This is a genomic window from Lentzea atacamensis (assembly GCF_003269295.1).
Taxonomy (GTDB): domain Bacteria; phylum Actinomycetota; class Actinomycetes; order Mycobacteriales; family Pseudonocardiaceae; genus Lentzea; species Lentzea atacamensis.
Window position 1 is genome coordinate 753,974 of the sequence record NZ_QLTT01000004.1, and the last position, 21,951, is coordinate 775,924.

A 21,951-nucleotide genomic window follows, 5' to 3' on the forward strand; every position below is an offset into this window, starting at 1 on the left:
AAAAAGGTGTATCCAGGCGCCCTGGAAAGCCTCTACTTGGCAAGGAGGCGCACCATGACCACAACCGCTCACCCGAACGTCGCAAACTCCGTCGGACTCGCCGAGTTCCTGGCCACCGCGGGCAGTCTCACCCTGGCGCAGCGCAAGCTCATCGTCGACCAGGCGCTGATCCTGCTGGAACAGAACTACGCGCACCTGCCGTTGAAAGTCGCCATGCACGCGGTGAACCCCGTGCAAAGACTCAGGGTCCTGAGAGCCAGACTCGAACGGCAGACCGACGCCACGGCGGAGCCCGAGTGGCAGTTCCACCGCGAGCTGTCGAGCACCTTCCACTCGGTGCGCGACCTGCACACGAACTACCTCTTGCCCGCGCCGTTCGCGGGCAAGATCGCCTTCCTGCCGTTCCAGCTGGAGCGCTGCTTCGACGCGGACGGCACCGAGCAGTACCTCGTCGCCCGCACGGTCGCCGGTTTCGACGGTATCGCGGTGGGCGCCGAGGTCACGCACTGGAACGGCACGCCGATCTCTCGCGCGGTCGCGTTGAACGGCGCGATCTTCGCGGGCAGCAACACCGCGGCGAACCTCGCCCGCGGCCTGGAGTCGCTCACGTTGCGCCCCTTGGTGATCCAGCTCCCGCCCGACGAGGACTGGGTCGTCGTGACGTATCGCAACGAGAACGGCGCGTCCGAGGACATCCGCGTCGACTGGCAGGTGACCGACAACCTGCCCCCGATGACCGACACCGACTCGCTGTCACCGGCCGCGTCCGCGCAGGGCGTCGACCTGGACTCCGACGAGAAGGCCCGCGCGAAGAAGTTGTTGCACGCCCCCAAGGTCGTGCAGGCCGAGGCCGTCGGTGGTGCCGTCGCGATGTCCTCGCAGGACGTCCCCACGACCATGCCCGGCGTGTTCCGCGCCCGCCCGGTCACCACGCCGTCCGGCGAGTTCGGCCACCTGCGGATCTTCACGTTCAGCGTCGACGACCCGGACGCGTTCCTCAAGGAGTTCGTGCGGCTCGCGGCTTTGCTGCCGCAGAACGGGCTCATCGTCGACGTGCGCGACAACGGAGGCGGCCACATCTTCGCCTCGGAGTTCCTGCTGCAGACGATGACGCCGCGGCGCATCGAGCCGGAACCGGTGCAGTTCCTGAGCACGCCGCTGAACCTGCGGATCTGCCGCCGCCACGCGGACGACCCGACCGGCCAGATCGACCTCGGCCCGTGGTTCCCATCGCTGGACTCGTCGACCGAGACCGGGCAGGCGTTCTCCTGCGCCCACACCATCACGCCGGTCGCCGGCGCGAACGCCGTGGGCCAGACCTACCACGGCCCGGTGGTGCTGATCACCGACGCGCGGTGCTACTCCGCGACCGACATCTTCGCCGCGGGCTGGGCCGACCACGACCTCGGCCCGATCCTCGGCGTGGACGACAACACCGGTGCGGGCGGCGCGAACGTGTGGACGCACGGACTGCTGATGACGCTGCTGAAGATCCCGGCGCCGGGCGACACCGAGTCGCCGTACAAGTCATTGCCCAACAAGGCGAACATGCGCGTCTCGATCCGCCGCACGTTGCGCGTGGGCAAGCTCGCCGGCACGCCGGTGGAGGACCTCGGCGTGCGGCCGACGCACCAGCACAGGGTGACGCGGGCGGATCTGTTGCAGGGCAACGTCGATCTGCTGGCGAAGGCGGGCTCGCTGCTCGCCGCGCTGCCGGTGCGGCGGCTGGGAGTGGCGGTCGCGGGGACGACCGTCTCGCTGGACACCGTGAACCTCGACCGGGTGGACATCTACGTCGACGGCCGCCCGGCCACCTCGCTGGACGTGACCGACGGCGCGCACACCGCGACGTTGAGCGCGACCGGGAACGAGGTGCGGGTCGAGGGCTTCGCGGACGGGCAGCTGGTGGCCGCGCGCAAGGTCACCGGTTGAAAAGAGCGGGCGCTGCCGGTGACTCCACGACCGGCAGCGCCCGCTCCTGTGGTGCTACTTCTTGGTGAACGTGAAAGCGCGGTCGGTGGCCAGAGCCGCCAGCTGTGCCTCGGTGCCCTGCGTCCAGCTCTGAACCCAGACCACCTCACCGTTCGGGCGGAAGTTGCGGGCTTCCACGATGCCGAACCGCTCGTCCTTGCTGAAGACGGTCACGCCACCCTTGTGGTCGCTCACGGTGCTGGTGCACGTGGCGTACTTCTCGCAGTACTCCTTCGGCGACCACTCGTGCATGCCCGGTGCGTTGACCTGCGTGTACGTCGTGACGTCCTGGCCCTTGTAGGTGAACGTCACGGTGTTGCCCATGTACTGCATGCCGTCGAACACGCCTGCCGCCTCGCCGCCCCACGGGCCCGGCTCGACGTTCTGCGCGCCCCGGAAGGCGCGCGGGTAGGTCTTCTCCTGCCGTGCGCTGAACTCGTCGGCCTGCTTCTGCAGTTCCGCCTTGGTCTTGTGAACGGGCGTGACGTCCTTCGGCGGCCACGGGTAGTCCGTGGAGGCGGACGCGGTGCCCGCGAGACCGAGGAGTGCCGCGCCTGCCAGGGCAGCCGCCATTACCTTGCGCATTGATCCCCCACTAGCGAGTTTGTGCTTGCGCAGTAGGAGACGCCGCAAGATCACCAGAGGTTGCACGCGACTTTTCGTGTTCTCACAACGGTGTTTAACGTGTGAACGTGTAGGCGCGGTCGGAGGCCACCGCTCCCAGCAGGACCGGGTCGTCCTGCCGGGACCCCTGGGTGAAGACCACTTCGCCGTTCGGGCGGAAGTTGTGCGCCGACCTGTCGTTGTAACTGTCGTCCTCGGAGAAGACGATCACGCCACCCTGGTTGTCGCTGACCGTGCCGGTGCACGTGGTCTGCGCGCAGAACTCCTCAGGCGAGTCGGTGAAGAAGCCGGGTGCGTTGACCTGTGTGATCACACTGGCCCACACACCCTGCTCCGCGCCCGGCTGCCTGAACCGGACCTCGTTGGCCATGTACTGCATGCCGTCGTCCAACGCTCCGTCGCGCAGGCCACCCCACAGGCCCGGCGTGACGAACTTCGCGCCGGCGAAGATCCGCGGGTAGGTCCGCAGCTGGTGCGCGGTGAACTCGTCGGCCTGCTTCTGCAGTTCCGCCTTGGTCTTGTGGATCGGCGTCGTGTCCCTCGGCGGCCACGGGAAGTCCTGCTGGGTGACCTGAGCGGACGCCGTGCCCGCGAGTCCGGCGAGTGCCAGGCCCGTCAGGGCAGCCGCCATTGCCTTGCGCATGTGGATCCCATCTGTGAGTTCTCGCTTGCGCGGAGAGACACGCTCTCGGACGGCCGGCTGGTTGCACCCTCGTCCGGCTAAAGCCAACCTCGCCGCATCGCCTGAACACCCGCCTGGAACCGGGTCTGCGCACCGCACCGGTCCATCAGCTGCCGCACCCGCCGCTGCACGGTCCGCGGCGCGAGCCCGAGCTGCCGCGCGATCGACTCGTCGGTCAGCCCGGCGGCGAGCAGCCCGAGCAGGTTCGGGTCCACATCGGCCGCGGCGGCGTAGATCCCTCCCGGACTGAACGGGATCCCCTTGTCCCAGTACAGCTCGAACGTCGACCGCAGCACGTCCAGCAGGGCCGAGGGACGGATCAGCAGCACCTTGTCGACCACGTCGCCGTTCGCGACCGGCAGCACCGCGGCGTGGGTGTCGATCACGGCGAGCTTGAACGGCAGCGTCGGCGTGACGCGGGCACGTTCGCCGGCCGCGACCAGTTCGATGATCTCGGTGACGCGGCCGGGCAGGTCCACCGCGGACCGGTCGTAGACGACGCGCCACTGCACGTCGCGCTGGCGGGTCGCGTCCTCGAGCGCGACGTGCTCGCCCAGCGGCGTCACGTACGGTGGCTGGTCGAGCACGCACACCTCGTCGCGGGCGCCGTTGAGCAGCGTGTTCCACAGTTCGCGGACGGCGCCGAGCCCGCTCACGACCTCGACGAACGCGTTGTCGGCCTGCTCCTCGTCGCGGTTGCGCAGGTAGAGCTCCATCAGCGGGCCGACGTCGGCGCGGGCCCTGCGGTTCTGCTCCTCACGGGCCGCGATGAGCGCCTCCACGGCGAGGTCGGGCGCGACAGCCTGCCACACGTCGCCCGGCAGGTGGCGGACCACGCCGAGTTCGTGCAGCCGCGTGAGCAGCTCGGGGGCGACGCCGATCTCGGCGGTGGTACGGCTGCCTCCCGTTACCAGCAGCTCGTATACGGCAGATAGCTCCGGCGAGACGCCCAGATGTCCGAACACGGCCACATTGTGCGCCATTCAGCGCAACACCCCTGTCGTGAACACGTCAGTGTCGTTATTCGGCCGTCTTAAAAACTGTTTAAGGCGGTCCGCCGCTGCTTACGGTCCTCGGCACCTCCGCAGCCGGTTCAGAACCCTGACGCCCTCCACGGCATGCGGTGGCCCTGTGTGGAAGGACCTCTCGTGAACGGATTGCGACGCACGAGTCTGTGCGCCGCGGCAGTTTCCGCCGCCGTGCTCAGCGTTGTCTCACCAGTCAACGCCGCTCCCTCCCAGGTTCAGTCCCAGCCGGACTCGACCCAGGTGAACCGTCCCTTCGAGCGACTGATCGTCGGCTACAAGCCGGGCACCGCCGAAGCCTCGTCCGACTCCGCTGCCTCGGACGATGTGAAGAACAAGGGCAAGTCGCTGCACCGCCGCATGGCGAGTGGTGCGGTCGTCGTCGACCTCGGCTCGAAGACCTCGAACGCCGACTCGACCATCCAGGCCTTCAAGGCCGATCCCGATGTCGCCTACGTCGAGCCGGACCTGCTGATGCAGCCGTTCGCCGACCCGAACGACACCGACTACTCCCGGCAGTGGGACCTGTTCGAGGCCACCGCGGGCATGAACGTGCCCGGCGCGTGGTCCAGCACCACCGGCGCGGGTGTGACCGTCGCCGTGATCGACACCGGTTACGTCGCGCACAGCGACCTCTCGGCCCGAGTCGTCGCGGGGTACGACTTCGTGTCGGACGCCTCGCGTGCCCGTGACAACAACGGCCGTGACTCCAACCCGGCCGACGAGGGCGACTGGGTCGCTCGCGGCGAGTGCGGCACCGACGCCAACGGCAACCCGGTGCCCGCCGCCGACCAGGGCTCGTCCTGGCACGGCACGCACGTGGCCGGCACCATCGCCGCGTCGACGAACAACGCCAAGGGCATCGCGGGCATCGCCTACGACGCCAAGATCCAGCCGTTGCGCGTGCTCGCCAAGTGCGGTGGCGCGACCTCGGACATCGCCGACGCGATCACCTGGGCGTCTGGCGGCACGGTGAGCGGTGTCCCCGCGAACGCCACGCCCGCCAAGGTCATCAACATGTCGCTGGGCGGTCAGTCGTCCTGCTCGACGACCTACCAGAACGCGATCAACGGCGCGATCAACCGCGGCACCACCGTGGTCGTCGCGGCCGGCAACTCGAACATGAACGTCGCCAACTTCACCCCGGCGAACTGCAGCGGCGTCATCACCGTCGCCGCGTCGTCCCGTGAGGGCAACAAGGCGTTCTACTCGAACTTCGGCACCCGCATCGACATCGCGGCGCCCGGCGGCGAGACCCGTCGCGGCACCGACACCCCCGGCACGATCACCACGCCGGAGAACGGCATCTGGTCGACGCTGAACGCCGGCACCACCACCCCCGGTGCCGAGAACTACAAGCCGTACCAGGGCACGTCGATGGCCGCCCCGCACATCGCGGGCCTCGCGGCACTGCTGGTGGCGAAGAAGCCGTCACTCACGCCGGCCCAGATCAAGGACCTGATCAAGACGAACGCCCGTGCCCTGCCGGGTACGTGCTCCGGTGGCTGCGGTGCCGGCCTGGCCGACGCCACCAAGACCGTGAACGCCGTCGACACGACTCCGCCGCCCTCCGGTGGCCTGGAGAACACGACCGACGTCCCCATCACGGACATGGGCACCGTCACGTCCTCGATCAGCTCCACGGTGACGGGCAACGCGTCCTCCACCACCAAGGTCGGCGTGGACATCGTCCACACCTACCGCGGTGACCTGGTGATCGACCTGATCGCGCCGGACGGCACCGCCTACCGGCTGAAGAACTCGTCCTCTTCGGACAGCGCCGACAACGTGGTGGCGACCTACACGGTCAACGCCTCGTCCGAGGTCGCGGCGGGCACGTGGAAGCTGCGGGTCCAGGACGTGTACTCCGGTGACACCGGCTACATCAACGCCTGGAACCTGACCCTGCGATAGCTCCGCGGGTTCGCCGAGGGGCGGTGCCTTCCTACCTGGGGGAGGCACCGCCCCTTTCACATGCTCACGAGCTTCCGGTTGCGCTGCACGATCCGTTCCGGACAGCCGGCCACCGCGCGGATCGACGGCAGTCCGAGGAGGTGCCGCCGGGTCCTGCGCACGCTGTGCTGAATCCCTGTGCTCGTGAACGCCTGTCGGCACGCAGAAGCCACCGCGCCCGGTGTGAAGTCCTGCACCCGCACGCCGAGCTCGAGCTCATTGACGCGGTGCGCGTTGTGCATCTGGTCGTGCAGCACCGGAAGCACCGCGACGGGCACACCAGCCCGCACGGCCTCGCGGATCGAGTGGTAGCCGCCGTGCGACACCAGCAGGTCCGCGGCCACCGGCAGCAGCGCCCTCACCGCGGCGGTGATGTGCGGCCCGGCGGCGAACTCCACGATCATCTCGTCGGCGAACGGGTCGTAGTCCGGTGGCAGCGCGAGCACCTCGCCCTGCAACAGATCGGCCAGCCCGTCGCACACCTCGGGCAACACCCCGGCACAGCGCACTGACTCGTCCGCGAAGCCGCGCAGGACCGAAACCGGGCCCTTGCCACCAGCACCTCGTGCCCCAGCTCGCTCAGCATCGTCACGAGGGGGAGTGTGGCCCGTGCGTGGGCAGCCGAGAACGCGACTGCGCACGACGAACCTCCCCTGCGGGCGTAGATCCTCACGGTAGGAAGCCCGGTGGGCACACGGGAATGGCGAAGTTCCATCCGCGGGTAACGTCGCGGACATGGCGACACTGGTGACGTTCCACGCACATCCCGACGACGAGTGCATCGTCACGGGCGGCGTGATGCGGAAGGCGTTCGAGGAGGGACACCGGGTCGTGCTCGTCGTCGCGACCCGCGGTGAGGCCGGCGAGATCCCGGACTTCCTGGAGCCGGGCGAGGAACTCTGGCAGCGACGGGTGGTGGAGACGCACGCGGCCGCCGACCTGCTGGGCGTGGCGCGCGTGGAGTTCCTGGGGTACCTCGACTCCGGGATGATGGGCGACCCGTTGAACTCGCGTCCCGGCTCGTTCTGGACGGCCGACGTCGAGGAAGCCGCGCGCAAGCTCGCCGCGATCCTCCAGGAGGAGGACGCTTCCACGCTCACGATCTACGACAGGTTCGGCGGCTACGGCCACCCGGACCACATCCAGGTGCACCGGGTGGGCAAACGCGCGGCGGAGATCGCCGGCACGCCCGCGGTCTACCAGGCGATGGTGAGGGAATCCGAGTTCCGAGAGGCGATGCGGCGCGCGGGGGAGGCCGAGCCGCCACCGCTGGGGGAGGACGCCGTGCCCGAGTCGGAGATCAACGTCGGCGTCGACGTCTCGAAGTACCTGGACGTGAAGCGGGCGGCGATGCGGGCGCACGCCTCGCAGATCCCCGAGCAGTCGTTCTTCCTGTCGCTCGACGACGAGACGTTCGCGTACGCGTTCGGCACCGAGTGGTTCATCCGCGAAGGCCACGGCCCGGAGACCACTTTGGACCTCTGAAAGCACGACGGGGGCGGCCCGCGGGACCGCCCCCGTCGTACCTCTGCTCAGCTAGTTCACGCGCTGCGGCGGCGGCGCAGGAACAGCAGGGTGCCGGCACCGGCGCCCACGAGCCCCAGACCCGAGAACAGCAGCCACATCGGGGACGCACCGGTCGCCGCGAGCGGCGGTTCCGGCGTGCTGCCACCGGGAGCCGGAGCGTTCGGAGTCGACGACGACGGCGGCGGGGTCTCGGAGGACGAGGGCGCCTCCGACGGCGTGCTCGGCTTCGGCTCCTGCGGCTTGGTCGGCTCGCTCGGCTTGGTCGGCGGCGTCTTGACGCACTCCGGGGTCTTGTGCGTCTTCTCGTAGTTGAACCTGTCGCCATCCGACGCCTTCACCGTGATGGTGAAGGTGTGCGCGACCGTGCCGTCGGCCTCGAACTTCTTCTCCCAGCTCTGGCCGAACTTCTCGTCGGCCAGAACCTTGTCCCCGTCCTTGATCAGCACGGTGTTCCTGTTGCCGCCCGCGTACTGGGTCAGCTTGACCTTCAGCACAGCCTTGTCCTTGACGCAGTCCGCTGACGACACCGGGGTGTGCGCGCTGGCCGGGGTGGCCAGTGCCAGCGAAGCGAGGGTCGCGGTGGCGGTCACCGCGAACGCGCCGAGAACTCTTCTAGCCAACGGACATCTCCTGCTCTGGTTGGTGCGTGGCGGATCGAGCACATTTGATTTCTTGATCACCCGACTGGGTGAACCGCGCCACGCTAGCAACACAGAGAGGTTGAAAGGTCACTGTCCGGCAACACTTGACTCGTCAAACAGGGAATTTCTTCACCTGTTCGAGGAGGCCGAGCATCCCTGCCACGAGCCGCATCTGTTCCACGCCACGGACATCCGCGTCCAGCAGCCGTGGCGAGCAGATCATCACGGCGAGCGCCTGGGCACGTGACAGTGCCACGTTCAATCTGTTACGTGACAAAAGAAAGTCCAGGCCACGAGGTAGGTCCACGGTGGACGACGACGTCATGGACATGATGACCGCAGGTGCTTCCTGCCCCTGGAAGCGGTCCACCGTGCCGACCCGCGTTTCGTCGAACCCCGCATCGGCGAGCCGTCGCCGGATCACCCTGACCTGCAGGTTGTAGGGCGCCACGACGAGAACGTCCGCATCGGTCAGTTCGCGTGTTCTACCGTTGTCCGTCCACGTACGACCGACGATCCGCCGCACCGTGTCGACCACGGCGTCTGCCTCTTCGGTCGACGACGTGATGTTGTGCCGGTGATCAACTTCACGCAGGTAGATCCCGGGCTCGATGCCTTCGATACCGCGGTGGCAGGCGGTTTCGTGCGAATGGAGCAGTCCGGCGTACGAGAGCTCCGACACCGGCTTGCAGACCGCGGGGTGCATGCGGCGCGTCTCGGCCAGGAAGTAGCCCAGATGCTCGGGGATCACGTCCGCGTCGCCGAGCAGGTGGCCGAGCGCGGAGGCGTCACTGCCCGGCGGGTGCACGCCCTGCACGACCTGCGGCAGCTGCTGCGGATCTCCCAGCAGCACGAGGTTGCGGGCCGCCGTCGCCACCGCCACGGCGTCGGCCAGCGCGAACTGCCCGGCCTCGTCGATGATCATCACGTCGAACGGCTGGGCCTTGATCACGGCGTTGGCGAACGTCCACGCGGTGCCGCCGACGAGGTGTCCCTGCGGGTGCTCCTCACGCCACCGCGCCAGCGCGCCGTTGTCCTTCGGCTGGTCCCAGGGGAGGTCCTCCTCCGGCTTCCCCTTGGGACGCTTGGCCATCGGGATGTCCGGATCGACGCTGGAGAGGACGTTCTCGACGGCCTTGTGCGACGTGGACGTCACCGCGACCGTCTTGCCCTGGTCGATCAGGTGCCGCACGAGCTTGGTCGCGAGGTACGTCTTGCCTGCGCCGGGAGGCCCCTGCACGGCGAGCGTGCCGCCGTCGAGCTGGTCGACGGCCTTGATCACGGCCTGCACGACGTCGGGGTGCTGCGGCAGCTGCCCAGGCGGGGTCCGCAGCAGCAGGTCGATGCCGGGGTTGCGGGGGAGCAGCGGCAGCAGGTGGACCGCCTGCTCGGCCAGTTCCGCGACCGCCTCGTCCTTGGGTGCCGCCGGAACCGGGCTGCCGGGCAGCACCGCGACCGGCAGCTCGCCGTGTTCCTGCGACGTGCTCTCGGTGAGCACGAGCTCGTACGGGTTGTCGTCCGCCACCACGGCGTTGCGCGTGACGTTGCCCGGGTAGAGCAGCCGGACCTGCTCGTCCTTGCCGAACGGGTGCGGCCGCTCCGGGTCGATCCGCGCGTGCACCTGCCGCTTGTGCGTCCGCACCCGGCCGCTCGGCGGCACCCAGTCCTCGGCCTTGAGCGTGATCGGCACCGCGCAGTTGGAATCGGTCTCCAGGTCGGAGATCGGTGCGCTGGCCTGCCGGAAGAAGTCGCCCCACGCGGGACTCGACTCCCGCCGGTGATAACCGACGGTCGCCGCGAACAACGTGTGCCCTTCGGCCATCAACGGCTCGGTGAGCGCGGCCATCCGGCGCGCCCGTTCCGCCGCCTTCTCCAGCGCGGCCTCGTCGCGTTCCTCCTTCACCGCGGTCTCGACGCCGTGCTCGCGCTTGATCCGCTGCAGCAGGTCCCGGACGCCGCGGGTCGGGTTCTCGTCCCGCAGCAACGGTTTCAGGGCCTGGAGCGTGTACTCCCGCGTGGACACCCGCAGGGCCCGGCGGGTGAGTGCGCCGAGGTCGACGCAGCGCCGGACCAGTTCGTCCACTTCGGACTCCCTGGTGGCGGTGCGCGCGGCCCTGGCGACGAGGTCGTGCGGCGTGAAGTGGTACACGGTGCCCGTCGGCGTGCGGTCGACGAATTCTGGGAACGTGCCCTCCCAGCCGGGCGTGCGGAACGTGTCGCCCTCGACCTCCAGGAACACGTCGTCCTCAGCCGGTTCCGGCAGGTGCTGCAACGCTTCCGGCGCGACGACCTCGTAGGTCGTGACGCCGGTGCGCTCCTGCTGCACCTGCAACCGGGCCTGCGCGGTCAGCGCGGCGAAGCTCGCGTGGGAGAGCGTGGCGGGCCGTTCCTCGGTGGCCGCAAGCGCGTCGATGGTGTCAATGCCGACCGAAACCAGCTTCCGTCGCTGGTCGGCCCGCAACCCGGCGACGAGCGACAGGTCACGGGCCTCTTCGCGGCCCGCGGCGCAGTGCCGGGCGAACCGGCAGCCGTTGCAGGCGGCCCTGACGTCGCCCCACGACCGCTTCGGCGCGGGTGGCGGTTGTGCGAGCCGGGCCTTGAGACGGTTGAGCAGCGGCGTGAAGTCGGCCGCCCGGAACGACGTGCGCCTGCCGTCGACGATCAGGTGCGCCCGCTCGGATCCCAGTGCCTGTGCCGCGGCGGTCAGGCTCAGCACGGCCAGGGGCGTCGCCTCAGGGACCTCATCGCACGGTTCGTACCCGCTCGGGGTGCGGACGAGCGTCTGCGCCGTGCAGTGGAAGACGCCGTCGAAGAACGTCGCGTTCTCGATGAGATCCGCGCCGGCACGCAGGTCAGCGGCCGTGCGGGCGGCGGCCTCCCGCAGCTCGCGCGAGTCGCCGTCCCGTCCGGCGCGTGCCAGGTAGCTGCGGTGCTCGCACTCGAGCAGGTCGACGAGGTCGGACGGACCGGCGTGCATGGGCACTGATGCTAGGCGATCTCCGGGGTCGCCAGGTCGATGGAACCGCCGGTCAGTGGAATGCTCGGTTGCAACGCCTCGACGATCACCCGATCATCCACATCGGACAGCGCTTTCGCCCGAGCACCACTGCGGAAGGAGGTGAGCGGGATGGAGAAGCTGACAAGTGCGCAGATGATCGCGCTGGTGAACCGAATGCTGCAGCCCGGCTTCCCGGAGGACGAGGATGCTGCGGCCCTGGACGCGCTGACCCGTTCCACGGGTAACCCGCACGTGTCCGATCTGGTTTTTCACCCTGAGCCCGGGAAGGAGAACATGAGCGCGGAGGAGATCGTCGACGAGGCGTTGTCCTACCGCCCCATCGAGCTCTGAGAACGGGCTGCACGCGAGAACCTGGTGCGCCGGATCTCGCTGCGCGACCTGTGAGCCTGGTGGCACGGGCGGACGACCCGCGTTCATCCCCGGTACGCGGGCCGTCCGCCCGCACCGCCAGGAGCTACACGTTGGCCTCGACGAGCTTGAGCAGCGCCTCGTGGCCGGTGTTCGGGTAGTCGTGCGGCCTGAAAGGCCGGGTCTGGGCACGCACCAGCGCCGCCGCGGCGGCCAGTTCGCCGGTGCGGACCTCGGTGTCGCGGTGCAGGAACGGGAAGTGCGGCTCGCGGACCTCGTCCGGCCACAGCAGCGTGTGCAGGACGATCACGCCGTGCTGGGGGCGTAGAGCGGCGAGGGTTTCCTTGCCGCGCAGGCCGAACTTCACGATGGCGGCGGTCTTGGTGCGTTCCAGGGTTTCGCGCAGCAGCACGTACGAGCGCACGGACAGGTCGTCCGGTTCGACGTAGTAGCTGCGGTGCAACGCGATCGGGTCGAGGTCGGTCTGCGGCGCGAACTGCTGGACGTCGATGACGCCGTCCTCCGGTGCCGGCAGGTCGCGCGGGTCTATCTGCACGATGCGGCCGTCTTCGAGCTCGTAGCCGCGGCCGATGTCGTCCGGGGTCAGCCGCAGCGAGCACTCGCCGCACACCTGCTGATGCCGGACGCGGCCGCTGTCCTCGCGGTGCACCAGGTGCACCCTGCCGCGGTGTTCCGTCGACGCGGCCACCAGCCGCACCGTCATCGTCGTCATGCCGAACCGAAGTGCTCCCCGCCACACAGTTCTCATGACAAATGGGTACTCGAACGCGTGGTCGAATAGGCGCGCATGGTGACGAAAGGGCTCGTTCGGATGCGTCCGACGGGTACCTCGGACACGTGCGCCGCCAGGGCGGCGTTGGTGGTGGGGCGGGTGCGCCGCCTGTGGGGGAGCTACCAGGCGGCCGGAGCGTAGTCCTTGAGGAAACAGCCGTACAGGTCCTCGCCCGCCTCACCGCGCACGATCGGGTCGTACACCCGCGCGGCCCCGTCGACCAGGTCGAGCGGCGCGTGGAACCCCTCGTCGGCGAGCCGCATCTTCAGCGGGTGCGGGCGCTCGTCGGTGATCCAGCCGGTGTCGACGGCAGTCATCAGGATGCCGTCGCTGGTCAGCATCTCCTCGGCGCTGGTGCGCGTCAGCATGTTGAGCGCCGCCTTGGCCATGTTCGTGTGCGGGTGCCCGGAACCCTTGTAGGCGCGGGAGAACTGACCTTCCATCGCGGACACGTTCACCACGTACTTGCGGCGGTGCTGGGACTTCGCCATCGACGCGCGCAGCCGCGAGATGAGCAGGAACGGCGCCGTCGAGTTGCACAGCTGCACTTCCAGCAGTTCCACCGGGTCGACCTCGTCGACGTTCTGCACCCACGAGTTGGTCGCGGCGGTGTCCGGCACCAGGCCGCCCGCGTCGATGTCCTTCGAGCCCGCCATCAGCGCGAGCGTCGTCACCGAGTGCGCCTCGGGCACCGCGGTGCCGGGCAGGGCGAGCTGGCCGTGGCCGCCGAACGAGATCAGCTCCGGCCTGCACGCGTCCCCGGTCAGCGCCTCGTGCTCGGCGGCGGCGAGGGGCGCGTAGGCGCCGGGGGAGCGGCGCACGGTCTGCGCGGCGTTGTTGATGAGGACGTCCAGCGGGCCGTGCGCGGCCACCTCGTCCGCGAGTGCCAGCACCTGGGCCGGGTCGCGCAGGTCGATGCCCACGATCTTGAGCCGGTCGATCCAGTCCGCCGCGTCGGGCATGGAGGCGAACCGGCGCGCGGCGTCCTTCGGGAACCGGGTGGTGATCGTGGTGTGCGCGCCGTCACGCAGCAGGCGCAGCGCGATGTACATGCCGATCTTCGCGCGGCCACCGGTCAGCAGCGCGTTCCGGCCGGTCAGGTCCGTGCGCGCGTCCCGCTTGCCGTGGTTGAACGCGGCGCACGAGGGGCAGAGGTTGTGGTAGAAGGCGTCCACCTCGACGAACCGCTGCCTGCACGTGTAGCAGGACCGCGCGCGCATCAGCGTGCCCGCCGTGGCGCCCTGGGCGTTCGACACGAGGGGGAGGCCCTGCGTCTCGTCGTCGATGCGGTCGGGTGACCCGGTGGCGGTCAGCGCGGTGACGGCCCGGTCGTTGGCCGTGATGGCGGCCTTGCGCTCGGACTTCCGGAACTTCTTCGCGGCCTTGAAGATCTTCGCGGTGGCCCGGCGGACGCGCACCGCGTCCTCGTGCTCCGCGGGCAGGTCCTCGACCTGGGCAAGCACGCGCAGGCAGACTTCCAGCTCTGCGGGGTCGATCGAGGTCATGAGCAGGCATTTTACGGGTTGAGGGGTGGTGGTCCGGTGACGGGGCCCGAACTGCTGGTGCTGTGGGACATCGACAACACGCTGATCTCGGCGCGCGGCTTCGGCAAGCTGATGTACCGCCAGGCGTTCCTGGACGCGTTCGGCAGGGAGCTGACGGGCTCGCTGGACCTCGGCGGACGCACGGAGCTGGACGTCATCGGCGAGATCCTGCGTCAGCACGACATCGAGCACACGGAGGAGGCCTCGCAGCTCCTGGCGACCGCGCTCGCCAACTCGTTCGAGAGCCGGCGCGGCGACCTGCCCGGTCACGCCGAGGTCCTGCCGGGCGCACTGCGCGCGTTGCGGCACTTCGCGGACGACCCCCGCGTGCACCAGGGCGTGCTGACCGCGAACCTGGCGAGCGTCGCGCGGATCAAGCTGGAGGCGTTCGGGCTCGCGCACCTCGTCGACTGGGACGTGAGCGCGTTCGGCGACGACCACGCGGACCGCGCGGAGCTGGTGACCTTCGCCCGCAGCCGCGCGCGGCACCTCCGCCCTTTCACAGATGACGAAGTGGTGCTCATCGGCGACACCCCGCACGACGTCCACGCAGCGGTGACCTCCGGCGTGCGGCTGGTGGCCGTCGCCACCGGGCGCAGCAGCGCGGACGACCTCCGCCTGGCCGGCGCGACCGTGGTCCTCCCAGACCTCAGTGACCTCGACGAACTGACCAGGCAGGTGTGGAGGAACGCCCCGCAGGGAAACCGCACCGCATGAACCCCGAAGCACCCGACGCGGACGTGCAGGAGCAGCAGCGCGAAGTCGTCCCGCACGAACCACCTGAGACGCCGGACGCACCGCTCGAGGCGAACGAGGCGGACGCCTACGAACAGCTGCAGGAAGTCCCCATGGACGAAGAGGACGAGTTTTGACGGGCGCTGTTGAGGTCTAACGGGCTCTGGTCTGGCGTGGATCACGGCGTTATCGTGCGCGGCATGCCCACAGCAGGCGGCCCGACAGTCAAACGGCTGTCCCAGCCGGACGCCGACATCAAACCCAAGGCCCTCGGTTTGCCCAGGGGGCGGACGGTGATCTCGGTCTTCGGCTCCACAGAAGACATCGAGACGGATCTCGCCGCGAAGTTGTTGCCGGTGCTCAGATCCGTCGTGGTGACCGCGGCCCGCAACGGCGCGGTGTTCGTCACCGAAGGCACCGACAGAGGCGTTGTCCACTTGCTGGGCCTGGCTTTGCAGGCGTGCGAGCAGCGCTGGCCCTTCGTGGTCGGCGTCGCGCCCAGCAGCAAGGTGCACGACCTCACCGAAACCTCCACCAACGGTCAGGTCGCGCTGGAACCCAACCACAGCGTCGCCGTCATCGTGCCCGGTTCGGAGTGGACGGACGCGACCCCCGTGCTGTTCCGCGCGGCCGACGCCATCCGCCACAAGAAGCCCGTGGTCGCTCTCGTCGTCGGAGGCGAGAACGAGAAGGAAGTCGTCGACCACCTCAGCGGCGACAACGCACTCCTGGTGCTCGCCGGCACGGGTGGTCTCGCGGACCGCATCGCGACCGGTGACCTCACCGGCGACCTCGCGGTGCTGGTGCGCAGCGGCAAGATCTTCATCGTCCACGTGGACGAGGGGCCAGGCAAGGTCGTCACCGCGCTGGAACGGTTGCTGGGCAAGGAGAAGCCCGCCAAGCCGCCGAGGATCTGGCCCAAGGTCCGCTACCGGGCACCGGAACCGCGGCCGCTGATCGATCCCGGTTTCGTGGTCGCGTACCCGTTGCTCGCCGACGCCATCCACGACGCCAACGCGGTGGTCGCGCCGGCGTTCCACGAGCTCGACGCGCAGGCCGACGTCGAGCAGAACCGCTACCGGCTCATGGCGGTGCTGGCGATCGCCGGTGGACTGACGACAACGGTCTTCGGCGCGCTGCAGACGTGGCTCAAGGACACGCCGTGGCCAGGAGTTCTCGTCGTGGCGGGCGGTGCGTTCGCCGCCGCCATCACGATCGTGGCGCGCAAGCGGGAGTCGCTCGACAAGTACCTCACCGCGCGGTCGCGTGCGGAACGCCTGAGGGCCCTGTACTTCGCCCACCTCGCCGCCCCCGCGCCGGTGACGGAGGAGGAGCGGCAGGACAAGGTGGCCGATCTGGAAGCCGCGGTCAGCGACCGCAAGCACGAGGTGGTCAGGACATGACAACGCCGACCGAGGTCGAGCGCCAGGAGACCGTCGGCGTCGCTCCCGCGGGCCCGACGGCGGCGACCGTCAAGCAGCGGCAGGCGCAGTTCGTCGATGCCTACCTGCGGCACCGCTTCTCCGACCGTCTCGACCACTTCGAACGCGGCCGCAAGCGGTACTCCAGCGCTCGCACGTGGACGGTCGCGATCTCGGCCGCGCTCTTCATCGCCGCGGCCGCCGTGGCGGCGGTGGGGATGGCGGACGGGCCGCGCAGGGCGTTGTGGGGCTTCGCCGCCACGGCGCTCGCCGCACTGGCCACCGCGGTGTCGCTCTACGAGGCCACGTTCGGGTTCCGCCGCCTGGCGAGGGAGAACGCCACCACTTCCGTTGCACTGCAACGGCTCGCGGTGGACGGTCCCACACCGGACGACGTGGACGACGAAAGGCTCGTCGCATTTGTGACCGAAGTGGAGTCGGTGCTGCGGTACGGACGGTGAAGCCATTCCCGGCGATCGATCAAAGTTCGAGGCCGGGAAAACGCTTTTTGAGTTTGTCCGCCCTGTTGACGCGCTGTGGGTGGCCGATTACGGAAAGCACCTGCGCTGGTGTTTCGGCCACCCCGTTGTCATGATGACCTCATCCCCCGATGCGGAAGCAGGCACGACATGACTTGGGCGCGTCCCGCGATCGCCGAGCCCGAAACCGGCACCTTCGCCGAGGCAAAGGCTCTGGAAAAGGAGCACAGCACGATTCAGAACAGCAAGGCGGCACGCACCGTGGCCTGTCACGCCACGGACGCGCTCGACTGCGCTGACCTGCTCGAGATGCTGGGCCTCAGCGCTGCGGAGGGCAAGGTCCGGGCGTAGCCCCGCGACTGGATCCACCACTCGGCCACCAGCAGGTTCACCACGAACGACAGCCAGTTCGCGGTGGCGAAGACGACGATCCCCTTCTCGTCGGGCAGCAGGCCGCCGAGCAGCAGGCCCCACAGCCGGCCGGTCACGGCGGCGCTGGTGAGGGCGAACCCGCGGATCATCCAGATGCGGTGTTCGCCGAACTTGCGCTGCCGTGCGGTCCGCAGCCCGTACACGGCGCTCACGAACCACAACGCCGACAGCACCGTCAGCGGCGCCGACGCGGCCAGCCCGTTCAATGAGAGCTGGGCGCACACGACGCCGAGCAGTGACGACGGCAGCACACCCCCGAAGTAGACGCGCCCGAGCACTCGGTGCACCCGTGGATGCTGCGCGCGCAGGCCGGGCCAGAACTGCGAGACACCCGCCAGGATCGCCACCGTTCCGGTGAAGATGTGCGCGACCAGCAGGCCGTAATGGACCGGTCCGTGCAGATCCGGCCGCGCCATGCCCATGTCCAGCGTCACGTACGCGCTCGCGGCGAAGATCGTTGTCGCGACGCAGACCACTCCGGACACCGCCAGCCAGGCGACATACCCCCAAGAAGTTTTCATGCGGCAAGGCTGCCAACGACTTCACCCGGATGCGCTGGTGCGCGCCCCCGAGCAAGCGGTGGGGTGCGCCCTGCTGGGATGATGTGGCTCATGCGGACGGTGGAGATCTCCGAAGAGCCGATCAGGCTAGGGCAGTTCCTCAAGCTGGCCGCGCTGGCCGAGGACGGCGGCCACGCCAAGGAGCTGATCGAGGACGGGGAAGTCCACGTCAACGGCGCTGTGGAGCTGCGCCGCGGCGCCCAGCTGCGCGACGGTGACGTAGTGGTCGTCGAGGGTGACGAAGTGCGCATTTCTGTGCGAAGGTAGAGCATTACTCCGTTCAGCGGTAAGTACATGCACATGTGCAGACGATCCGACTAGAGTCTGAAGACCTGTTCTGAACGATTCTCGCCCGGCATACGTAACCACCATGTCCCTTGTGGACATGCGGAATCGTCTTGCAGGACTGTGGTTTCCAGACGGTGAGACGCGCGTCACGTCCGATGTTCGGCCGAACGGGAAGGTTTTTTCCGTGGCCTGTAACGCGGATGCCGGGACGGGCGAATCACCGGTTGCGAGCTTCGGCCGCCGAGCCCGAATGAGGCGTTGCCGGAGATCGAAGACTCGAGGTCCTCGGGGTGACCTGCGTACGAGCACGTCCGGAATCGCCGCTGAGCCGGGGAGAACAGAACGATGAGTGAGCAGGTCCGCGCTGCCCGTGACGTAGATGGGAAGCGCTCCACGCTCAATCCTCTGTCGGAACACAGACAGACGCACCCACCTGTTGCCCGTTGGGAGAGCCGCTACCGCTATGCCGTGATCACCGCCGATGTGCTGACCGTCGCCCTGGTCGTCATCGCCGTCGGTGCCGTCATGAGCATCCGCCACGCCGCTTTCGGCCCGCTTTCCCTTGTCCTGCTGGATCTACTCACAGTGGTCGTGGTCGTCGGCTCGCTCGCGATCAACCGCGTGTGGACGTCGACGGTTCTCGGTCAGGGGGCCGAGGAGTTCCGAAGACTCGGCCGGGGTTTGTTCGGTGCCGTCGTGGCGCTCGGCCTCGGAGCGCTCGCCGTCGACATCCCCGGCGCCCGCCTGTGGGTCTTCGTCGTGGTACCCGCGATCGCCCTGGTCGCGTTCCCCATGCGCTACCTCCTGCGCCGCCCCCTGCACCGCGGCCGCAGTGAAGGACGTTTCCTGCTCCCGGTCCTCGCCGCCGGCAACCTCGACACGGTCGAGGACCTCATCCACCGCACCAAGCGCGTCGCTCACCTGGGCTGGCGCGTGGACGCCATCTGCACCATCGACGGCCGCGGCCGCTCCGGCACCGATGTCGACGGCGTGCCCGTCGTCGGCCAGCTGCGCGAGCTCGCCGAGCACGTCCGCCGCGGCGGTTACCGCATCGTCGCCGTGACACCCGACGCCTACTGGACACCCCGCCGGCTGCAGCAGCTCGCCTGGGCCCTCGAGGGTTCCGGCGCGGAGATGGTCGTGTCTCCCGGTCTGATGGAGGTCGCGGGACCCCGCCTGCACATGAGCGCCGTGCTCGGCATGCCGTTGCTGCGGGTCAGCGAACCGGCACTGAGCGGCTTCCGCCGTCTGGTCAAGGAAGTCGTCGACCGCGTGGGCGCCTTCGTGCTCCTGGTCGCGCTGGCACCGCTGATGTTCGCCGTCGCCGCGTTCGTGATGATCGACAGCCGCGGTCCCGTCTTCTACCGCCAGAAGCGGGTCGGCAAGGGCGGTCAGCCGTTCACGATCATCAAGTTCCGCACCATGGTCACGAACGCCGACGCGTTGCGCACCAGGCTCGCCGCCGCCAACGAGGGCCACGGTCTGCTGTTCAAGATGAAGAAGGACCCGCGCATCACGAAGGTGGGCTCGTTCCTGCGCAGGTACTCGATCGACGAGCTGCCCCAGCTGTTCAACGTCCTCGCGGGCAGCATGTCGCTCGTGGGTCCCCGCCCGCCGCTGCCGGAGGAGACCGCGAAGTACTCCTCGGACGTGCGGCGCCGTTTGCTCGTGAAGCCCGGTTTGACCGGTTTGTGGCAGGTGAGCGGACGCAGCGATCTCTCGTGGGAGGAGTCGGTGCGCCTCGACCTGCGCTACGTCGAGGACTGGTCGCTCGCCCTCGACGCCGTGATCTTGTGGAAGACCTTCCGCGCCGTCTTCGGCGGCCAGGGGGCCTACTGATGGAGAACACTCCTGTGATTGGCATCGCCGTCATCGGCGCCGGGTACTGGGGGCCGAACCTCGTGCGCAACGCGCAGGCCACGCCCACGCTGCGCCTGCGCTACCTGTGCGACCTCGACGTGGAGAAGGCCCGGCGCGTTCTCGGGGAGTACTCGACCGTGCGCGCCACGGCGTCGCTGGACGAGGTGCTCGCCGACCCGGGGGTCCAGGCCGTCGCGATCGCGACACCCGCCGCCACGCACCTGCCCGTCGCACTGGCGGCGCTGGAGGCCGGCAAGCACGTCCTGGTGGAGAAGCCGCTCGCCGCCACCTTCGAGGACGGCCTGAAGCTCGTCGAGACCGCGGAACAGCGCGGCCTCACGCTGATGCTGGACCACACGTTCGCGTACACCTCGGCCGTGCAGCACCTGCGCAAGATCATCCGCGCTGGTGAGATCGGTGACATCCAGTACATCGACTCGGTGCGCATCAACCTCGGCCTGGTGCAGCCGGACGTGGACGTCCTGTGGGACCTGGCCCCGCACGACCTGTCGATCTTCGAGGCGATCCTGCCCGACGACGTCACCCCGGTGGAGGTCGCGGCGCACGGCTCCGACCCGATCGGCGCGGGCGTCGCGTGCGTCGGCCACCTGACGGTCCGGCTGTCCAACGGGGCGATCACGCACGTGCACGTCAACTGGCTGTCGCCGACGAAAATTCGCACGATGGTCATCGGCGGTTCGCAGCGCACGGCCGTCTGGGACGACAACAATCCGGCGCAGCGACTGTCCATTTACGACCGCGGTGTCGATCGTTCGGTCGAGCAGCAGAAGATCTCCTACCGCACCGGCGACATGGTGGCGCCGGCGCTGGTGGAGCGCGAGGCGCTGCGCACGATGATGGCCGAGTTCGCGGCGTCCATCACCGAGCAGCGCCCGCCCCTGACCGACGGCCGCGCGGGCCTGCGCGTGCTGGCGGTGCTGGAGGCGGCGTCGGAGTCGCTGCGCTCCGGCGGAGTTTTCGTTCCCGTTCAACAAGTTGAAGGCAGGGTTTCGGCATGACGGCACAGCCCATTTCGGGGCAGCGCGCACTCGTCACGGGTGGCGCGGGCACGATCGGGTCGTCGGTGGTCGACCAGCTGGTCGAGGCGGGCGCCGCCGAGGTCGTCGTGCTGGACAACTTCGTGCGCGGCCGCCGGGAGAACCTGGCAGGTGCGCTGGAGTCCGGTGTCGTCAAGATCGTCGACGGCGACATCAACGACAAGGCGCTCGTCCGCGAGCTGACCGAGGGCCAGGACCTCGTCTTCCACCTCGCCGCCATCCGGATCACCCAGTGCGCGGAGGAACCGCGCCTCGCGCTGGAGTGCCTGGTCGACGGCACGTTCACGGTCATCGAGGCCGCTGCGGCCGCCGGCGTGAAGAAGGTCATCGCGTCGTCGTCCGCGTCGGTGTACGGGCTCGCGGAGCAGTTCCCCACCAACGAGCGGCACCACCCGTACAACAACGACACCTTCTACGGCGCCGCGAAGGCGTTCAACGAGGGCATGCTGCGCAGCTTCAAGGCCATGTACGACCTCGACTACGTGGCGCTGCGCTACTTCAACGTGTACGGCCCGCGGATGGACGTCCACGGTCTGTACACGGAGGTGCTCATCCGGTGGATGGAGCGCATCGCCGACGGCAAGTCGCCGCTGATCTTCGGTGACGGGGCGCAGACGATGGACTTCGTGCACGTGCACGACATCGCCCGCGCGAACATCCTCGCCGCCAAGGCGCCGGTGACCGACACGGTGTACAACATCGCGTCCAGCAAGGAGACCTCGCTCAAGGAGCTCGCCCTCGCGTTGCTTGCCGCGATGGACTCCGACCTGCCGCTGGAGCACGGCCCCGAGCGCAAGGTGAACGGCGTGACCCGCCGGCTCGCCGACATCAGCGCCGCGGCCACCGACCTCGGGTGGAAGCCCGAGATCGAGATGGACGGCGGGCTGCGCGACCTCGTCGCGTGGTGGCGCGCCGAGAAGCAGAACGCCTGAGCGTTCGCCGAGCCGCGGCGCCGGCGCCCGCTGACACCCCCAGGTCCGCGTGGCGCCGC

General features: G+C 69.0%; 21 protein-coding genes. 12 read left to right on the forward strand and 9 right to left on the reverse strand.

The window, feature by feature from the left end; genetic code table 11:
• Positions 1-54 precede the first annotated feature (54 nt).
• Positions 55-1,932, forward strand: coding sequence for a S41 family peptidase (locus C8D87_RS22475; RefSeq protein WP_112228219.1), 1,878 nt, complete (start codon positions 55-57; stop codon positions 1,930-1,932).
• Positions 1,933-1,986: 54 nt separating this feature from the next.
• On the opposite strand, the gene C8D87_RS22480 is transcribed toward C8D87_RS22475, so the two are convergent.
• The 3 genes from C8D87_RS22480 to C8D87_RS22490 all read right to left on the reverse strand — a co-directional run bounded on the left by C8D87_RS22480 (position 1,987) and on the right by C8D87_RS22490 (position 4,242).
• A complete protein-coding gene (locus C8D87_RS22480; protein WP_146771829.1) occupies positions 1,987-2,556 on the reverse strand; it encodes a hypothetical protein in 570 nt (189 codons plus the stop codon).
• 94 nt (positions 2,557-2,650) lie between these two features.
• Positions 2,651-3,238, reverse strand: a complete 588-nt coding sequence (locus C8D87_RS22485) for a hypothetical protein (protein ID WP_146771830.1) — start codon at positions 3,236-3,238, stop codon at positions 2,651-2,653.
• A 77-nt stretch (positions 3,239-3,315) separates the two neighbouring features.
• Positions 3,316-4,242: a LuxR C-terminal-related transcriptional regulator gene (locus C8D87_RS22490; RefSeq protein WP_146771831.1), complete on the reverse strand. Its 927-nt coding sequence runs from the start codon at positions 4,240-4,242 to the stop codon at positions 3,316-3,318.
• Between the two features lie 183 nt (positions 4,243-4,425).
• Between C8D87_RS22490 and C8D87_RS22495 the strand changes: the two genes are divergently transcribed.
• A complete protein-coding gene (locus C8D87_RS22495; protein WP_215732425.1) occupies positions 4,426-6,216 on the forward strand; it encodes a S8 family peptidase in 1,791 nt (596 codons plus the stop codon).
• A 56-nt stretch (positions 6,217-6,272) separates the two neighbouring features.
• Here C8D87_RS22495 and C8D87_RS22500 read toward each other — a convergent pair whose 3' ends face one another.
• A complete protein-coding gene (locus tag C8D87_RS22500; RefSeq protein WP_215732426.1) occupies positions 6,273-6,896 on the reverse strand; it encodes a glycosyltransferase in 624 nt (207 codons plus the stop codon).
• Positions 6,897-6,990: 94 nt separating this feature from the next.
• On the opposite strand from C8D87_RS22500, the gene C8D87_RS22505 reads away from it, so the two are divergent.
• The gene (locus tag C8D87_RS22505; RefSeq protein WP_109638658.1) at positions 6,991-7,740 is read left to right on the forward strand and encodes a PIG-L family deacetylase; all 750 of its coding nucleotides are present in this window, start codon (positions 6,991-6,993) and stop codon (positions 7,738-7,740) included.
• A gap of 56 nt (positions 7,741-7,796) precedes the next feature.
• Here C8D87_RS22505 and C8D87_RS22510 read toward each other — a convergent pair whose 3' ends face one another.
• Entirely contained in the window at positions 7,797-8,402 is a 606-nt protein-coding gene (locus tag C8D87_RS22510; protein ID WP_146231665.1) for an LPXTG cell wall anchor domain-containing protein, read from the reverse strand.
• 133 nt (positions 8,403-8,535) lie between these two features.
• A complete protein-coding gene (locus C8D87_RS22515; RefSeq protein ID WP_112228224.1) occupies positions 8,536-11,400 on the reverse strand; it encodes a bifunctional RecB family nuclease/DEAD/DEAH box helicase in 2,865 nt (954 codons plus the stop codon).
• A 150-nt stretch (positions 11,401-11,550) separates the two neighbouring features.
• On the opposite strand from C8D87_RS22515, the gene C8D87_RS22520 reads away from it, so the two are divergent.
• Positions 11,551-11,772, forward strand: a complete 222-nt coding sequence (locus C8D87_RS22520; RefSeq protein ID WP_170166536.1) for a bacteriocin immunity protein — start codon at positions 11,551-11,553, stop codon at positions 11,770-11,772.
• A 124-nt stretch (positions 11,773-11,896) separates the two neighbouring features.
• Here the strand turns inward: C8D87_RS22520 and ku are convergent, their stop codons facing one another.
• A complete protein-coding gene (gene ku, locus C8D87_RS22525; protein ID WP_109638661.1) occupies positions 11,897-12,559 on the reverse strand; it encodes a non-homologous end joining protein Ku in 663 nt (220 codons plus the stop codon).
• 143 nt (positions 12,560-12,702) lie between these two features.
• Positions 12,703-14,088, reverse strand: coding sequence for an SDR family oxidoreductase (locus C8D87_RS22530; RefSeq protein WP_112228226.1), 1,386 nt, complete (start codon positions 14,086-14,088; stop codon positions 12,703-12,705).
• Between the two features lie 36 nt (positions 14,089-14,124).
• On the opposite strand from C8D87_RS22530, the gene C8D87_RS22535 reads away from it, so the two are divergent.
• The 4 genes from C8D87_RS22535 (at position 14,125) to C8D87_RS22545 (ending at position 16,744) form a co-directional block, all read left to right on the forward strand.
• Positions 14,125-14,844, forward strand: coding sequence for an HAD family hydrolase (locus tag C8D87_RS22535; protein WP_112228227.1), 720 nt, complete (start codon positions 14,125-14,127; stop codon positions 14,842-14,844).
• Positions 14,841-14,999 carry a hypothetical protein gene (locus tag C8D87_RS46070; protein WP_170155077.1) on the forward strand — a complete coding sequence of 53 codons (159 nt, stop codon included), beginning with the start codon at positions 14,841-14,843 and terminating at the stop codon, positions 14,997-14,999. Before C8D87_RS22535 ends, C8D87_RS46070 begins: the two co-directional genes overlap by 4 nt.
• Before the next feature lie 63 nt (positions 15,000-15,062).
• On the forward strand, positions 15,063-16,265 hold the full coding sequence (locus C8D87_RS22540; RefSeq protein ID WP_112228286.1) for a DUF4231 domain-containing protein: 1,203 nt from the start codon (positions 15,063-15,065) through the stop codon (positions 16,263-16,265).
• Positions 16,262-16,744 (forward strand): SLATT domain-containing protein, encoded by a 483-nt coding sequence (locus C8D87_RS22545; protein ID WP_112228228.1) that lies wholly within the window; start codon positions 16,262-16,264, stop codon positions 16,742-16,744. Before C8D87_RS22540 ends, C8D87_RS22545 begins: the two co-directional genes overlap by 4 nt.
• Before the next feature lie 287 nt (positions 16,745-17,031).
• Here C8D87_RS22545 and C8D87_RS22555 read toward each other — a convergent pair whose 3' ends face one another.
• A complete protein-coding gene (locus tag C8D87_RS22555; protein ID WP_112228229.1) occupies positions 17,032-17,715 on the reverse strand; it encodes a DUF2306 domain-containing protein in 684 nt (227 codons plus the stop codon).
• Positions 17,716-17,805: 90 nt separating this feature from the next.
• Between C8D87_RS22555 and C8D87_RS22560 the strand changes: the two genes are divergently transcribed.
• From C8D87_RS22560 to C8D87_RS22575, 4 genes are all read left to right on the forward strand, one after another.
• Complete coding sequence (locus tag C8D87_RS22560; RefSeq protein ID WP_407656971.1) at positions 17,806-18,021, forward strand: RNA-binding S4 domain-containing protein; 216 nt, start codon at positions 17,806-17,808, stop codon at positions 18,019-18,021.
• A 366-nt stretch (positions 18,022-18,387) separates the two neighbouring features.
• Positions 18,388-19,881 (forward strand): sugar transferase, encoded by a 1,494-nt coding sequence (locus C8D87_RS22565; RefSeq protein ID WP_109638668.1) that lies wholly within the window; start codon positions 18,388-18,390, stop codon positions 19,879-19,881.
• Positions 19,881-20,921: a Gfo/Idh/MocA family protein gene (locus C8D87_RS22570; protein ID WP_112228230.1), complete on the forward strand. Its 1,041-nt coding sequence runs from the start codon at positions 19,881-19,883 to the stop codon at positions 20,919-20,921. The genes C8D87_RS22565 and C8D87_RS22570 overlap by 1 nt, the downstream gene beginning before the upstream one ends.
• Positions 20,918-21,892, forward strand: a complete 975-nt coding sequence (locus C8D87_RS22575) for an NAD-dependent epimerase/dehydratase family protein (RefSeq protein ID WP_109638670.1) — start codon at positions 20,918-20,920, stop codon at positions 21,890-21,892. Before C8D87_RS22570 ends, C8D87_RS22575 begins: the two co-directional genes overlap by 4 nt.
• The last annotated feature ends 59 nt before the right edge of the window (positions 21,893-21,951 follow it).

Coding starts and splice junctions, on each gene's coding strand:
- C8D87_RS22475 (WP_112228219.1), top strand. CDS start 55: ATGACCACAACCGCTCACCCGAACGTCGCAAACTCCGTCGGACTCGCC.
- C8D87_RS22480 (WP_146771829.1), bottom strand. CDS start 2,556: ATGCGCAAGGTAATGGCGGCTGCCCTGGCAGGCGCGGCACTCCTCGGT.
- C8D87_RS22485 (WP_146771830.1), bottom strand. CDS start 3,238: ATGCGCAAGGCAATGGCGGCTGCCCTGACGGGCCTGGCACTCGCCGGA.
- C8D87_RS22505 (WP_109638658.1), top strand. CDS start 6,991: ATGGCGACACTGGTGACGTTCCACGCACATCCCGACGACGAGTGCATC.
- C8D87_RS22515 (WP_112228224.1), bottom strand. CDS start 11,400: ATGCACGCCGGTCCGTCCGACCTCGTCGACCTGCTCGAGTGCGAGCAC.
- C8D87_RS22520 (WP_170166536.1), top strand. CDS start 11,551: ATGGAGAAGCTGACAAGTGCGCAGATGATCGCGCTGGTGAACCGAATG.
- ku (WP_109638661.1), bottom strand. CDS start 12,559: ATGAGAACTGTGTGGCGGGGAGCACTTCGGTTCGGCATGACGACGATG.
- C8D87_RS22530 (WP_112228226.1), bottom strand. CDS start 14,088: ATGACCTCGATCGACCCCGCAGAGCTGGAAGTCTGCCTGCGCGTGCTT.
- C8D87_RS46070 (WP_170155077.1), top strand. CDS start 14,841: ATGAACCCCGAAGCACCCGACGCGGACGTGCAGGAGCAGCAGCGCGAA.
- C8D87_RS22540 (WP_112228286.1), top strand. CDS start 15,063: ATGCCCACAGCAGGCGGCCCGACAGTCAAACGGCTGTCCCAGCCGGAC.
- C8D87_RS22545 (WP_112228228.1), top strand. CDS start 16,262: ATGACAACGCCGACCGAGGTCGAGCGCCAGGAGACCGTCGGCGTCGCT.
- C8D87_RS22555 (WP_112228229.1), bottom strand. CDS start 17,715: ATGAAAACTTCTTGGGGGTATGTCGCCTGGCTGGCGGTGTCCGGAGTG.
- C8D87_RS22560 (WP_407656971.1), top strand. CDS start 17,806: ATGCGGACGGTGGAGATCTCCGAAGAGCCGATCAGGCTAGGGCAGTTC.
- C8D87_RS22565 (WP_109638668.1), top strand. CDS start 18,388: ATGAGTGAGCAGGTCCGCGCTGCCCGTGACGTAGATGGGAAGCGCTCC.
- C8D87_RS22570 (WP_112228230.1), top strand. CDS start 19,881: ATGGAGAACACTCCTGTGATTGGCATCGCCGTCATCGGCGCCGGGTAC.
- C8D87_RS22575 (WP_109638670.1), top strand. CDS start 20,918: ATGACGGCACAGCCCATTTCGGGGCAGCGCGCACTCGTCACGGGTGGC.